The sequence below is a fragment of the Rhodococcus sp. Z13 genome (assembly GCF_025837095.1).
In the GTDB taxonomy this organism is placed as follows: Bacteria; Actinomycetota; Actinomycetes; order Mycobacteriales; family Mycobacteriaceae; genus Rhodococcus; species Rhodococcus sacchari.
Window position 1 is genome coordinate 2,629,930 of the sequence record NZ_CP107551.1, and the last position, 13,631, is coordinate 2,643,560.

Genomic DNA, 13,631 nt, shown 5'->3' on the forward strand with positions numbered 1-13,631 from the left:
GAACCCGAGGCCACCGGAGCCGAGTTCCCCGCCGCGGAATCGACCCCCACGGAATCGGCCGCCACGGAATCGATCGCCACGGAATCGATCACCGGGGAGCCCACCGGCGCCGTGCCCGCTCCTGCGCTGCTGCGCCCGCACGCCGAGCAGCAGTACGCGCACGAACTCGCGGCGCTCGCCCGGCTCGACGACCGGCCCCGCCCGCCGTCGTGGGCGTTGTCCCCCTGGGCGGTGGTGACCTACCTGCTCGGCGGGGAGCTGTCCGACGGCACGGTGATCACTCCCAAGTACATCGGTCCGCGCCGCATCGTGGAGGTCGCGGTCGCCACCCTGGCCACCGACCGGGCCCTGCTCCTGCTGGGTGTGCCGGGTACGGCGAAGACCTGGGTGTCCGAGCATCTCGCCGCGGCGATCAGCGGGTCGTCGACCCTGCTCGTGCAGGGCACGGCGGGCACGAGCGAGGACGCCGTCCGGTACGGCTGGAACTATGCCCGGCTGCTCGCCGAGGGCCCGAGCCCGGCCGCGCTGGTGCCCTCCCCCGTCATGACCGCGATGCGGCGGGGCGCGGTGGCCCGCATCGAGGAACTCACCCGCATCCCCGCCGATGTGCAGGACGCGCTGATCACGGTGCTGTCCGAGAAGACCCTCCCGGTACCGGAACTCGGTATCGAGGTGCAGGCGGTGAAGGGTTTCAACGTCATCGCCACCGCCAACGACCGGGACCGCGGCGTCAACGACCTGTCCTCGGCGCTGCGGCGCCGTTTCAACACCGTCGTGCTGCCTCTGCCCGCCTCGGAGGAGGACGAGGTCGCCATCGTCACCCGCCGCGTCGAGCAGCTCGGTGCCGCACTCGAACTGCCGCCGGTGCCGGCGGCCGCCGAGGAGATCCGCCGGGTCGTCACGGTGTTCCGCGAGCTGCGCAACGGGGTCACGGTCGACGGCCGCACCCGGCTCAAGTCGCCGTCGGGCACCCTGTCGACGGCCGAGGCCATCTCGGTGGTCACCGGAGGGCTGGCGTTGTCCGCGCACTTCGGTGACGGGGTGTTGCGGCCGGAGGACGTCGCGGCCGGGATCGTCGGGTCGGTCGTCAAGGATCCGGTGGCCGACCGGGTGGTGTGGAACGAATATCTCGAGGCCGTGGTGCGCGAGCGCGGCGACTGGTCGGACTTCTACCGGGCGTGCCGGGAGATCGCGGGGTGACCGTGCCGTCGAGCAACGGTCCCGCCGAGATTCGGGTCTTCGGGATCCGGCACCACGGCCCGGGATCGGCGCGGGCCCTGCTGCGGGCGCTCTCGGCGTTCGAACCGGACACCGTGCTGATCGAGGGGCCCGCCGACGCCGACCCGGTGCTCGCCCTGGCGACCGGCGAGGACATGACCCCGCCGGTCGCGTTGATGGCCTACGCCCGCGACGAACCGGGCCGGGCGGCGTTCTGGCCGTTCGCCGCGTTCTCTCCCGAATGGCAGGCGCTGCGCTGGGCGTATCTGCACGACGCGGACGTGCGGTTCTGCGATCTGCCCGCGGCGATCACCCTCGCGGACGACCGGGATCCCGAGGCCGCCGGACGCGGCGACCTGCTCGGCGAACTCGCCCGCTCCGGCGGGTACGACGACTTCGAGCAGTGGTGGGACGCCGTCGTCGAACACTGCCGCGACACCGAGGACGTGCGGACGACCGGGACCGACGAGACCGCGGTGTTCGACGAGACCGCGCTGTTCGACGAGATCACCGAAGCCATGCGGGTTCTGCGCGAGGGCGTCGAACTCGACGCGTACACCGCGCGCCGCGAGGCGCACATGCGGCAGGTGCTGCGCGCGACCGTCAAGGCCGGAGCCCGCGCCATCGTCGTGGTGTGCGGGGCGATGCACGCCCCCGCACTGACCGGGAAGCTCGGGCCGGCCGCCCCGGATGCACGGCTGCTGCGGGGACTGCCCAAGGTGAAGACGAACCTGACCTGGGTGCCCTGGAGTCATTCCCGGCTGTCGCTGCGCTCCGGCTACGGTGCGGGCATCACCTCCCCCGGCTGGTACCACCATCTGTTCACCGAACCCGCCGACACCACGGCCCGCTGGTTCACGCGGGTCGCGCGGGTGCTGCGCAAGGAGGACCTGCCGGTCTCGAGCGCCCACGTCATCGAGGCCACCCGCCTCGCCGACACCCTCGCCGCCCTGCGCGGCCGCGGCGCCGCCGGTCTCGAGGAGGTCACCGAGGCGACCCGCGCGGTGTTGTGCGACGGCGACGACGTCCTGCTGGACCTGGTGATGCGCCGGCTCGTCGTCGGGGAGGCGCTCGGCGCGGTGCCCGAGGAGACCCCGACCGTCCCCCTCGACGCCGACCTGCAGCGGCAGGCTAAGTCGTTGCGGATCAAGCGGGCCGCGACCGCGAAGTCCGTGGACCTCGACCTGCGCCGCGACATCGACGTACGACGCTCGCATCTGCTGCACCGGTTGATGCTGCTCGATATCGACTGGGGCACACCGGCGGAGAGCGCGGTGCGTTCGACCGGCACCTTCCGCGAGTCGTGGACGCTGGTCTGGCGCCCCGAGCTGTCGGTGGCCGTCGTGGAGGCGGCCCGGTGGGGCACGACGGTCGAGGCCGCCGCGCACGCGACGGTGCTCGACCGCGCACGCCGCCCGGGCACGAGCCTCGGTGAGGTCACCGAACTGCTCGAGCGTGCCCTGCTCGCCGACCTGCGGCGGGCGGTCCCGGCTCTCGTCACGGCGGTCGACGCGGCCGCCGCCCTCGACCACGACGTGCTGCACCTGATGACGGCGCTGCCGACGCTGGTACGCACCGTCCGGTACGGCGACGTGCGCGGCACCGACCTGTCGTCGCTGGTGCACGTCGTCGACGCGCTGCTCGCCCGCACCTGCGCGGGCCTGCCCGCGGCGGTGACCGGACTCGACCGCGACGCCGCCGACACGCTGCGCACCGCGATCGACGAGGTGCACGTCGCGCTCGCCGTGCGCGAGGACCCCGAGGCCACCGGCCGGTGGCTCGACGTGCTGGCCGCCGTCAGCGAGCGGGAGGACGTCGACGGGCTGCTCACCGGCCGCACCACCCGGCTGCTGCGCGACGCGGGCCGCCTCGACGAGCCGCACACCGCGCTGCGTGTCGCGCGGGCACTGTCGGTGGGGAGCACGGTGACCGCGAAGGCCCGCTGGATCGAGGGTTTCCTCGGCGGCGGGGGGTTGCTGCTCGTGCACGACCGCAGCCTGCTGCGGCTGGTGGACGACTGGCTCCGCGGTCTGGGCGACGAGGACTTCCTCGACGTGCTGCCGGTGCTGCGCCGTACCTTCGGTTCGTTCGCGTTCGGGGAGCGGCGGCTGCTCGGCCGCGCGGTGCGCGGCGAGCGCACCCCCGCCCCGCGTGCCGAGTCCGGCCTGGCGGTCGACCGCGGCCGTCTCGCCGTCGCCGCGACCGCACGGATCCTGGGGGTGACCGCGTGACCACACCGTCCGACGATCAGGAACGGCTGCGCCGGTGGCGCCTCCTCCTCGGTGAGGCCGCCGAGGACTCCACGGGCGCCCTCCCCGCGGCGGACGACGCGGCGATGGACGCCGCGCTGGCGGCGCTGTACGACTCGGCGCCCGTCGACGGCGACGCACCGCGCAGCGCCGGGCTCGGGGCGTCGGCGCCGCGGGTGGCGCGCTGGCTCGGCGACATCCGCACCTACTTCCCCGCGTCGGTGGTGCAGGTGATGCAGCGCGACGCCGTGGACCGGCTCGGGCTGACCCGGCTGCTGCTCGAACCGGAACTGCTCGAGGCGGTGGAACCGGACGTGCACCTCGTCGGCACCCTGCTGAGCCTGAACCGGGTGATGCCGGAGACCACCCGGGCGACGGCCCGCGCGGTGGTGGAGAAGGTGGTCCGCGAGGTCGAGGAACGGCTCGCGCAGAACACCCGCGCCGCCGTGGCCGGAGCACTGAACCGGTCGGCGCGCACCGCGCGGCCGAAGCCGCGCGACATCGACTGGGACCGCACGATCCGCGCGAATCTCGCCCACTACCTGCCCGAGCACCGCACCGTGGTGCCGCAGAAGCTGGTCGGGTACGGACGCCGCTCCCAGGCGGTGCAGCGCGAGGTGGTGCTGGCCGTGGACCAGTCCGGCTCGATGGCATCGAGCGTGGTGTACGCGTCCGTGTTCGCGGCGGTCCTCGCGTCGATGCGGGCGCTGCGGACCTCACTGGTGGTGTTCGACACCGCTGTGGTGGATCTGACCGACAAGCTCACCGATCCGGTGGACGTGCTGTTCGGGACGCAGCTCGGCGGCGGCACCGACATCAACCGGGCGATCGCCTACAGCCGGTCGCTGATCACCCGACCCACGGACTCGTTGTTCGTGCTGATCTCGGACCTGTACGAGGGCGGGATCCGGCAGGAGATGCTCGCCCGGGTGCAGGAGATGCTCACCGCCGGTGCGCAGGTGGTGGTGCTGCTCGCGTTGTCCGACGACGGCGCACCGTCGTTCGACCGGGACAACGCCGCGGCCCTCGCGGCGCTGGGAGTGCCGGCGTTCGCGTGCACCCCGGACCGGTTTCCGGAGCTGCTCGCCGTCGCCCTCGAGCGCGGGGACGTCTCCCGCTGGGCTCAGGCCTGACCGGTCCCTGACCGGTCACGCGCGGCGTCCTCCCGCGCGTAGCGGGCGAGCAGTTCGGTCTCCGCCTCGTGCCGGGGGAAGAGGAGGTACACCAGGAGCGCGCCGAGCAGCACGATCCCGATGGCGGCGGCGTAGGCGCGGCTGTCGCCGTGGAGGAAGGCGTCGCGGGCCGCGGCGATGATCTGCTGCGCGTACTGGGGGTAGCGCTCGGCGATGTTCACCGCCCCCGCGAACGACTTCTCGAGGGCGGCCTCGGTCTTCTCGTTCACCGACGCGGCCTGAGGGGTCGCCGCGATCGTGCCCGCCAGGGAGGCGGTGTAGCCGGCGGTGAGGATGGCCCCGAGGATCGACTGCACGATCGCGCCGCCGAGATCGCGTTGCAGATCCGCGGTGCCCGATGCCATTCCGGCGCGGTCGATCGGCACCGATCCGGTGAGCGAACGCGAGGCAGGGGTGCCTGCGAGGCCCACCCCCGCGCCGAGGCACATGAATCCGAGCGCCACCACCGCGTAGGAGGCGTCGGCGTCCCACCACACGAAGGCGACGACGAGCCCGGCCACGATCGCCGTGTACCCGGCGAGCAGGGTGAACCGGGAGCCCCGTGTCTCGACGAGTTTCGCGGACTGCGGTGCGACGAGCACCATCACCAGCGCGGCGGGCAGTGCTGCCGAACCGGATTCCAGGGTCGAGTAGCCGAGCACGTTCTGCAGGTACTGCTGACTGACGTACATGGTGCCCATGAGGGTGCCGAACACGACGATGCCCGCGACGGCGGCGACCCAGAAGATGCGGCGCCGCCCCACCTGCAGGTCGAACAGCGGGTTGCCGGCCCGGTGTTGCCGGAGTACGAACAGGATCCCCGCGACGGCCGCGATCACCAGCGCGGACACGGCGACGGTCTGCATCCCGTCGGTCGGCAGGAAGTTGATGCCGAGCACGAGGGCGCCGACGAGGACCACGGACACGAGCCCGCCGAGATGGTCGACGGGCTCGGACGATTCGTTGACGTGGCTCGGCACGAACACCCATGTCATCGCCAGTGCGACCAGCGCGAGCGGCATGGTCACCAGGAAGACCGAGCCCCAGGAGAAGCCCTCGAGCAGGGCGCCGGCGACGAGCGGTCCCAGTGCGGTCAGGCCTCCGCCGATCGCCGACCACAGGGCGATGGCGTGGGTGCGGGCGGGCCCGGACCACAGGGCCGTGATGAGCGCGAGGGTGGTCGGGAAGGCGAGGCCCGCGGACACGCCGCCGAGGACCCGGGCGGCGAACAGCACCTCGAGGGTCGGCGCGAAGCCTGCCACCAGCGAGACGGGCACCGCCATCGCCATGCCGAGCAGGAGCATGGTCCTGCGGCCGTAGCGGTCGCCCACGGCACCGAGATAGAGCACGGAGGCGGCCAGGCCGAGCGAGTAGCCGACGGCGACCAGGTTCAGTCCGGTCTGGCCGGCGTCGAAGGCCTTGCCGATGTCGGGCAGGGCGACGTTCGCGACCGCCAGGTTCAGGTTCGCGACCGCCGCGACGAGGATCAGCGAGGCCAGGACCAGCGGGGCGCGGACGGGACGATCCTCGGCGGAGGTGCTCACGGGAGACATGGTGCGCGATGTGCGGGTGTCCGTGGACCCGAAACGGAAAGTTCGACTTCGCGCCACATTCCGGAAACACACTGCGCCGACACTGGGTGCACAGTGAGCCGAGTCACCGAGGGGGAATCGAGATGACCGAGATCGCATTCGTCACGGACTTCGTCACCGACGGCACCGGGGCGCGGCCGTACCGGGCCCGCCCGACCGGGTCACCGGCCGTGCCGCCGGTCGCGCTCGCACCCGTGGGGTCCCCGTTCGTGGCGTCGCCGCGACGCGGGGCGGGCCGGCGCCTCGTGGAGTCGACGATCGGCACCGCCTTCTCGTTGGCGGTCACCGCCGCGATGGTGACGGGACTGGCGGGGGCGGGCACGGCCTCCGCGGTGGCGGCCGCCGCCTCCGCACTGCGTTCACGCTGAACGACCCCCGGCTCCCGGCGAGCGGGTTAGGATCGCCTCACCTGCTGTCCGACGGAGCCGAGGTCCACTCATGAAGCGTCGCGCCGCCGCGCTGCTCGCCACCACTGCCGTCCTCCTGGCCGCCTGCGGATCGGACGACGGAGAGTCCGCGTCCGAGACCACGGGTGCCGAATCGGGGGCGTTTCCCGCCACGATCGAGACGATGTTCGGGCCCGTCACCGTGGAGGAACAATCCGAGCGGGTCGTCGCCCTGGGCTGGGGCGACGCGGAGACCGCCCTCGCGTTGGGAGTCGAGCCGGTCGGGGCGAGCGACTGGCTCGCGTTCGGCGGCGACGGAGTAGGGCCGTGGGTGGAGGACGGTTACAGCGAATCCCCGGAGATCATCGGCACCGTGGAGCCGTCCTTCGAGCAGATCGCGGCGCTGACGCCGGATCTGATCCTCGACACCGCCAGTTCCGGTGAGCAGGCCCGCTACGACACGCTCTCGGGGATTGCGACGACCATCGGCCCACCCGAGGGGGCGACCGCCTATCAAACCCCGCGCGACGCGCAGATCACGATGGTCGCGACCGCGCTCGGGGTGCCCGAGAAGGGCGAGGAACTCGTCACGGAGCTCGACGAGCAGTTCGCGCAGGCCGCGGCCGACCATCCCGAGTTCGCCGGCAAGACGGTCACGGTCGCGGCGTACACCTCGGACGGCTGGGGCGCCTACGTCTCGCGGGACGCGCGCGTGCAGTTCCTGCAGGATCTCGGCTTCGTCAACAATCCGGCGGTCGAGGCGATGGCGGGCGACAACTTCTTCGTGCCGGTCTCCGACGAGAACCTCGGGATGCTCGACTCCGACCTGCTGCTCGTCCTCCCGATCTACGTCGATTCGGCGGAGGTGACGGAGAATCCGCTCTTCCAGCAGCTTCCGGTCGTGCAGGACGGTCGGTACCTCGTGCTCGACAGCGGCTCCGACGTCGCGAACGCGATCTCGCTGAACTCGGCGCTGTCGATCCCGTTCGCGCTCGATCAGCTGGTGCCGCAGCTCGCCGAACGCGTCGACTGAGAGACCGTCCACCGGGACACCCCTGCCGGGACGGAGACGCAGCGCCGGGCCAGGGTGGTGAACGCCGCCCTGTCGAGGCGCCCCGCGCCCGCCGGGAGGCACCCGAGCAGCGGCACACCGGTGACCTCGGGCAGGTCGTCGAGATTGCATCGCTCGGCGAGATCCGGTTCCTCGGGCCAGGCTCCGACGATGACCCCGGCGCAGGCGACGTCGGCGGCGCGCAGCGCGGCGACGGTCAACGCGGAATGGTTGAGGGTGCCGAGCCCGGCGGCGGCGACGACCACGGCCGGGGCGGCGAGGGCGGCGGCGACGTCGACGAGGGTGAAGCCTTCGGCGCCCAGCCGCACGAGCACCCCGCCGGCCCCCTCGACGAGGGTCAGGTCGTGCTCGTCGTCGACGCGGCGGATCGCGTCGACGACGGCCTGCAGGTCGAGCAGCGGACGGCCGCTGCGCCGCGCGGCGGTGTCGGGGGCGAGCGGGTCGGGATAGCGGGCGAGTTCCACGAGGTCGACGTCCGGACCTGCGAGGCGCCGGATCTCGCGCAGGTCGCCGGGTGCATCGTCGGTCACCCCGGTCTGCGCCGGTTTGCACACCGCGACCCGCAGGCCGGCGGCGCGGGCGTCGGCGGCGAGCGCGGCGGTGGCGACGGTCTTGCCGACATCGGTGGAGGTGCCGGTGACGACGAGGACGCTCACGCGTGGGCTCCCGCAAGCACGTCGGTGAGCACCTCGTCGACGAGAGCCAGGTCGTCGCCGGTGAGGTTCGCCCGGGCGGTCAGCCGCAGCCGGGAGGTGCCGGCGGGCACCGACGGCGGCCGGAAGCAGCCGACGTGGACGCCGCGGTCGCGACACCGGCGGGAGGCGTCGAGGGCGACCTGCGGTTCACCGAGGACCACCGAGACCACTGCGGACGGCGGGGCGACGACCCCGGTGATGCGGGCGAGGTCGGCGGCGCGGTCGAGGACCGCCGCGGCACGTTCGGGTTCGGCGCGCAGCACCTTCAGGGCGCCGCGCGCCGCACCGACCGCCGCCGGCGCGAGCCCGGTGTCGAAGATGAAGGTGCGGGCGGTGTCGACGAGGTGTTCGCGGATCCGCCCGTCGGCGAGCACGACACCGCCCTGGGAGGCGAGCGACTTCGACAGGGTGGCGGTGACGATCAGGTCGGGCTCGCCGGCGAGGCCCACCTCGTGGACGAGTCCGCGGCCCCCCGCACCGCGGACTCCCACTCCGTGAGCCTCGTCGACGAGCAGGAACGCCCCGTGCGCGCGGCACACGCGGTGCAGTGCGCGCAGTGGGGCGAGGTCTCCGTCGGTGCTGAACACCGAGTCGGTGAGCACGAGCGCGCGCGGTTCGGTGCGCGCGGCGAGTGCGGCGGCGACGGCGTCGACCTCGTTGTGCGGGGTCACGACGACGCGGGCGCGGGAGAGCCGGCAGGCGTCGACGAGCGAGGCGTGGGAACCGGCGTCGGACACCACGAGCGCGTCGCGGCCGGACAGCGCGGTGACCGCGCCGAGGTTGGCGGCGTAGCCGCTGGAGAACACCAGTCCGCTCTCCGCACCGGTGAACTCGGCGAGTTCGCGTTCGAGCAGTTCGTGTTCGGTGGTGGTGCCGGTGACCAGCCGTGATCCGGTGGATCCGCCGCCCCAGCGGCGCAGCGCCGCGGTGGCGCCGGCGAGGACCTCGGGGTGGCGGATCAGGCCGAGGTAGTCGTTGGAGGCCAGGTCGACGATCGCCGAGCCGGAGGTGCGGGCGACCGGTTCGCGGTGCAGTCCTGCGGCGCGGCGCGCCGCGGCGGTGTCGTCGAGCCAGGCGAGGCCGGGGTGTGCGGTCATGACCCGAGACCATACTTGAACACCGTTCAAGGCGTCATCCCGGCACGGTCGCCCGCTGGGCTCGAGCGGTCCGGCAGACCCGGAGACGGGGGACGTCCCGGTGTGAGGAGCAGTCGGTGATCGAGGAGTTGCACGTGCGGTCGGCGGACGCGGCGGCGGTGGCCGAGAGCGATCCCGACCGGGCGCCGACGATCGCGATGACCGAGATCCTGCAGGTACCGGAGGAGAGTGTCGCCGGGCTGCGCCGCACCCCGATGTGGGCGCCCATGGCGGCACTGACCCCGACCTGGGTGCGGGAACTGCGCGTGATCGACACGCTCGGACCGGACGTGACGCGATACGCGCCGGTCACCGCCGAGACCCTCTTCCTGTTCGGTGGCCGCATCGCGCGGCACCACGTCGAGGCCACCGCGGCGCTGCGCGCCGTCCTGCCGGCCACGCGGCTCGTCGAGTTCCCCGGGCACGCGCACGTCGCGCACGTCACCGGCCCGAAGCAGGTGGCCGAGGCGATCGCCGGGTTCGCGACGACCGGCTGAGCCGGCGCAGGGGCACCGCCGACCGAGCGGATTCAGGAGGCCGGGGTGCGCACCCCGGCCTGCGCGCGGGCCGCGGCGAGCATCCCCGTGGTGATGGTGGCGACGTCGTCGGCGCTGCACACGTAGGGCGGCATCGCGTAGATCAGGTTGCGGAACGGGCGCAGCCACACCCCGGCGCCGACGGCGGCCGCGGTCGCCGTCCGCATGTCCACCGGTTCGGAGAGTTCGAGGACGCCGATGCCGCCGAGCACCCGCACGTCCGTCACCCCGGGCAGGTCGCAGGCGGGGGCGAGCCCGGTCTCCAGGCCCGTCTGCAGTGCCGCGACCTCGGCGCGCCAGTCCCGCGACAGCAGCAGTTCGATCGCCGCGACGGCGACCGCACACGCGAGGGGATTACCCATGAAGGTCGGGCCGTGCATGATGCCGCCACCCTCCCCCGCGCTGATCGCCTCGGCGATCGCCCGGGTGGTCAGCGTCGCGGCGAGGGTCATGTAGCCGCCGGTCAGGGCCTTGCCGACGCACATGACATCAGGTGACACCCCGGCGTGGTCGGCGGCGAACAGTTCGCCGGTGCGGCCGAAACCGGTGGCGATCTCGTCGAAGATCAGCACCAGGCCGTGCTCGTCGCACATCCGGCGCAGCTCCCGCAGGTAGCGTGGCTCGTGGAAGCGCATCCCGCCGGCGCCCTGCACGACCGGCTCCACGATGACGGCGGCGAGCTCGTCGACGTGCGCGACGAGGATCTCCTCGAAGGCGGCGACGTAGTCGGGGTCGAACGCCGCGGGCGGGGCGGGGGCGAAGACCTGACGGGCGAGGATGTCGGTCCACAGCGCGTGCATGCCGCCCTCGGGGTCGCACACGCTCATCGGGGCGAAGGTGTCGCCGTGATATCCGCCACGCCAGGTGAGCAGCCGGCGGCGCCGCGGACGACCGATCGCACGCTGGTACTGCACCGCCGTCTTCACCGCGACCTCCACCGACACCGAGCCCGAGTCGGCGAGGAAGACCGTGTCCAGCCCGGCGGGGGTGAGGTCGACGAGCAGTTCCGCGAGCCGCGCGGCGGGGGCGTGGGTGAGACCCCCGAACATGACGTGACTCATCTTCTCCAGCTGGTCGCGCACCGCCGTGTCCAGCACCGGATGCCGGTAGCCGTGCACGGCGGCCCACCACGAACTCATGCCGTCGACCAGCTCGCGTCCGTCGGCGAGCACCAGCCGGGTGCCGTGGGCTCGGTCGACCACCAGCGGTTCGGTGGCGGCCGGAAAGGCGCCGTAGGGATGCCACAGATGCTGCGCGTCGAGGCTGCGGATCCGGTCGGCCGGGAGTCCTGAGGTGCTCACGCCCCGACTGTAGGCGGTTGGCCTCCGCGGCTCGCGGCCGCGTAGTCTGCCCGGGTTGCCGTGACTCGAACTCACCGGTAACACCGTCGGGGGACGGCCCTGCCACGCCGCCCGACGCCACCGATTACGCACGACTGCCGGAGGGTATGCGCTTCCATGTCCGTCCACACCTCGGGACACGATCTCGGGAGTGCTGTACCGGCACCGGGCGCGAAGCCCGCCCGCCGCGCCGATCTCGACGGCGTGCGCGGTCTGGCCATCGCCCTGGTGGTGGTCTTCCACGTGTGGTTCGGCCGGGTCTCCGGCGGCGTCGACGTCTTCCTGGCGATGTCCGGCTTCTTCTTCGTCGGTACCCTGCTGCGCACAGCCGAGTCCGGTGCGGCCCTCGATCCGGTGCCGGTGGTGCGGAGGGTGGGCCGCCGCCTGCTGCCGCCGCTGGTGCTCGTGCTGACCGTCACCGTGCTCGCGACGACGGTGATCCTGCCGTCGACGCAGTGGTTCCGGGTGGCCGACGAGACCGGCGCGTCGCTGCTGTTCTTCCAGAACTGGCATCTGGCGCGGTCGGGCAGCGACTATCTCGCGGCCGATCCGATGGTCAGCCCCCTGCAGCATCTGTGGTCCATCGCGGTGCAGGGGCAGTTCTATCTCGCGGCGCTGGTGGTGGTGTTCGCCGTGGCCTGGCTGCTGCGCCGCCGGTCGCTGCCGGTCCGGCCGGTGCTCGCCGTGCTGCTGGCGGCGCTGACCGCGGCGTCGCTGACCTACGCGACGGTGTCCGAGCACCCGCAGTCGTGGCTGTACTACGACAGCGCCGCCCGCGCGTGGGAGCTGACCCTCGGCGGGTTGCTGGCGTGCGTGGTGCCGTGGCTGCGGCTGCCCCGCTGGGCGCGGATCGCGCTCGGTGTGGCCGCCCTCGCGGTGCTGCTGTCGTGCGGGTTCCTGCTCGACGGCAACGCCCTGTTCCCCGGCCCGTGGGCGCTGGTGCCGGTGGGTGCCGCGATGGCGCTGATCGTCGCGGGCGCCGCGCCGGGCGACACGACACCCGACACCCCGACCGCCCGGGTGTTGTCCTCGCGGCCGCTGCTGCGGCTCGGCGCGATCGCCTACGCCCTGTACCTGTGGCACTGGCCGATCCTCATCGGCTACCTCGTGGTGCGGCAGCACCCGTCGGCGGGACTCGTCGGCGGCCTCGGTGTCGTCGTCGTGTCGCTGCTGCTCGCGGAGGCCTCCACGCGGTGGCTCGAGGAACCGCTCCGCCGCACCGAGCCGCCGCGCTCGGCACGGACCGCGCTGGTGAGCGCGGTGGCCGTCACGGCGGTGGCGCTGTTCGCCGCGGCGAATCTGTGGGGCGTCCACATCGACCGGGCCTCGCAGGCCCTCGCACACACGGCGGAGCTGCCCGCGGACCTGTATCCGGGGGCGGCGGTGTTCGACCCGGCGGTCCAGGCCGACCCGCAACCGATCCAGCCGCCGCTGCAGGTCGCGCATCTGGACCTACCGCCCGCGACCCTGGACAACTGCATCGCCCAGCACACCAACCGTTCCCCGCTGACCTGCACCTACGGGGATCCGCTGGCGACCCGGCGGATGGTCCTCGTCGGGGGTTCGCACTCGGAGCACTGGCTCGCCGCGCTGGACGCCCTCGGCATCGAGCACAACTTCCGGCTCGACACCTACCTCAAGGTGGGCTGTCCGCTGTCCGATCCTCTCGCGCCGCTGGTGGAGGACTCCCCCACGGTCGAGTGCGATACCTGGTCGACGGCGGTGCTCGCCGAACTGCGCGCCGATCCGCCGGACTACGTGTTCACCACCTCGACCCGCACCAAGGACGAGGGTGAGGGACCGGGCGACTTCACCCCGTTCTGGTACGTCGACCTGTGGCAGACCCTCGCCGATCACGGCATCCCGGTGATCGCGATCCGCGACAACCCGTGGTTGTTCCGCGACGGCGTGGCCTATCGGGCGGCCGACTGCCTCGCCGGGGGCGGCACCGCCGAGTCGTGCGGGGTGCCGCGCGAGGAGGCCCTCGACCCGGTCGACCCGGCGATCGCGGCGTCGGCGCACCTGCCGTCGGTGTCGCTGATCGACATGTCCGACCTGTTCTGCCGGCAGGATCTGTGCCGCGCGGTGGAGGGCAACATCCTGATCTACCGGGACGAGAACCACCTCACGACCACCTATGTGCGGACGATGACGCCCGAGCTCGGCGAGCGGCTCGGCCCGCTCACGGGATGGTGGTGACGCACTCACCCCGAGCGAACGCTCCGAGAAGGCTAG

The 13,631-nt window shown here is 72.9% G+C and carries 11 protein-coding genes; 7 read left to right on the plus strand and 4 right to left on the minus strand.

Going from position 1 to position 13,631, the window contains the following annotated elements; all coding sequences use genetic code 11:
* Positions 1 to 87 precede the first annotated feature (87 nt).
* The 3 genes from OED52_RS11980 to OED52_RS11990 are packed head-to-tail and all read left to right on the plus strand — an operon-like array spanning position 88 to position 4,600.
* Positions 88 to 1,200 (plus strand): ATP-binding protein, encoded by a 1,113-nt coding sequence (locus OED52_RS11980; protein ID WP_413247761.1) that lies wholly within the window; start codon positions 88 to 90, stop codon positions 1,198 to 1,200.
* Complete coding sequence (locus tag OED52_RS11985; protein ID WP_264151113.1) at positions 1,197 to 3,449, plus strand: DUF5682 family protein; 2,253 nt, start codon at positions 1,197 to 1,199, stop codon at positions 3,447 to 3,449. The genes OED52_RS11980 and OED52_RS11985 overlap by 4 nt, the downstream gene beginning before the upstream one ends.
* On the plus strand, positions 3,446 to 4,600 hold the full coding sequence (locus tag OED52_RS11990; RefSeq protein WP_264151114.1) for a VWA domain-containing protein: 1,155 nt from the start codon (positions 3,446 to 3,448) through the stop codon (positions 4,598 to 4,600). Before OED52_RS11985 ends, OED52_RS11990 begins: the two co-directional genes overlap by 4 nt.
* Here OED52_RS11990 and OED52_RS11995 read toward each other — a convergent pair.
* Positions 4,591 to 6,192, minus strand: a complete 1,602-nt coding sequence (locus tag OED52_RS11995; protein ID WP_413247654.1) for an MFS transporter — start codon at positions 6,190 to 6,192, stop codon at positions 4,591 to 4,593. The genes OED52_RS11990 and OED52_RS11995 overlap by 10 nt on opposite strands.
* Positions 6,193 to 6,314: 122 nt before the next feature.
* Between OED52_RS11995 and OED52_RS12000 the strand changes: the two genes are divergently transcribed.
* Both OED52_RS12000 and OED52_RS12005 read left to right on the plus strand, forming a co-directional pair.
* Positions 6,315 to 6,599, plus strand: coding sequence for a hypothetical protein (locus OED52_RS12000; protein ID WP_264151116.1), 285 nt, complete (start codon positions 6,315 to 6,317; stop codon positions 6,597 to 6,599).
* Between the two features lie 70 nt (positions 6,600 to 6,669).
* Positions 6,670 to 7,650, plus strand: coding sequence for an iron-siderophore ABC transporter substrate-binding protein (locus OED52_RS12005; protein ID WP_264151117.1), 981 nt, complete (start codon positions 6,670 to 6,672; stop codon positions 7,648 to 7,650).
* On the opposite strand, the gene bioD is transcribed toward OED52_RS12005, so the two are convergent.
* Together bioD and OED52_RS12015 are read right to left on the minus strand one after the other, a co-directional pair.
* The gene (gene bioD / locus OED52_RS12010) at positions 7,614 to 8,345 is read right to left on the minus strand and encodes a dethiobiotin synthase (RefSeq protein ID WP_264151118.1); all 732 of its coding nucleotides are present in this window, start codon (positions 8,343 to 8,345) and stop codon (positions 7,614 to 7,616) included. The two genes, OED52_RS12005 and bioD, sit on opposite strands and share 37 nt — an antisense overlap.
* Positions 8,342 to 9,481 carry an 8-amino-7-oxononanoate synthase gene (locus tag OED52_RS12015; RefSeq protein ID WP_264151119.1) on the minus strand — a complete coding sequence of 380 codons (1,140 nt, stop codon included), beginning with the start codon at positions 9,479 to 9,481 and terminating at the stop codon, positions 8,342 to 8,344. The genes bioD and OED52_RS12015 overlap by 4 nt, the downstream gene beginning before the upstream one ends.
* 116 nt (positions 9,482 to 9,597) lie before the next feature.
* Here OED52_RS12015 and OED52_RS12020 point away from each other — a divergent pair, with 116 nt between their 5' ends.
* Positions 9,598 to 10,017, plus strand: coding sequence for an alpha/beta fold hydrolase (locus tag OED52_RS12020; protein ID WP_264151120.1), 420 nt, complete (start codon positions 9,598 to 9,600; stop codon positions 10,015 to 10,017).
* A 32-nt stretch (positions 10,018 to 10,049) separates the two neighbouring features.
* Here the strand turns inward: OED52_RS12020 and OED52_RS12025 are convergent, their stop codons facing one another.
* Positions 10,050 to 11,357 carry an adenosylmethionine--8-amino-7-oxononanoate transaminase gene (locus OED52_RS12025; RefSeq protein ID WP_264151121.1) on the minus strand — a complete coding sequence of 436 codons (1,308 nt, stop codon included), beginning with the start codon at positions 11,355 to 11,357 and terminating at the stop codon, positions 10,050 to 10,052.
* A 156-nt stretch (positions 11,358 to 11,513) separates the two neighbouring features.
* Between OED52_RS12025 and OED52_RS12030 the strand changes: the two genes are divergently transcribed.
* Positions 11,514 to 13,595: an acyltransferase family protein gene (locus tag OED52_RS12030; RefSeq protein WP_264151122.1), complete on the plus strand. Its 2,082-nt coding sequence runs from the start codon at positions 11,514 to 11,516 to the stop codon at positions 13,593 to 13,595.
* Positions 13,596 to 13,631 lie beyond the last annotated feature (36 nt).

What these genes read in the sequence shown, in the direction of transcription:
- OED52_RS11995 (WP_413247654.1), bottom strand. Translation starts at nt 6,192, where the DNA reads ATGTCTCCCGTGAGCACCTCCGCCGAGGATCGTCCCGTCCGCGCCCCG.
- OED52_RS12000 (WP_264151116.1), top strand. Translation starts at nt 6,315, where the DNA reads ATGACCGAGATCGCATTCGTCACGGACTTCGTCACCGACGGCACCGGG.
- OED52_RS12005 (WP_264151117.1), top strand. Translation starts at nt 6,670, where the DNA reads ATGAAGCGTCGCGCCGCCGCGCTGCTCGCCACCACTGCCGTCCTCCTG.
- OED52_RS12015 (WP_264151119.1), bottom strand. Translation starts at nt 9,481, where the DNA reads ATGACCGCACACCCCGGCCTCGCCTGGCTCGACGACACCGCCGCGGCG.
- OED52_RS12030 (WP_264151122.1), top strand. Translation starts at nt 11,514, where the DNA reads ATGTCCGTCCACACCTCGGGACACGATCTCGGGAGTGCTGTACCGGCA.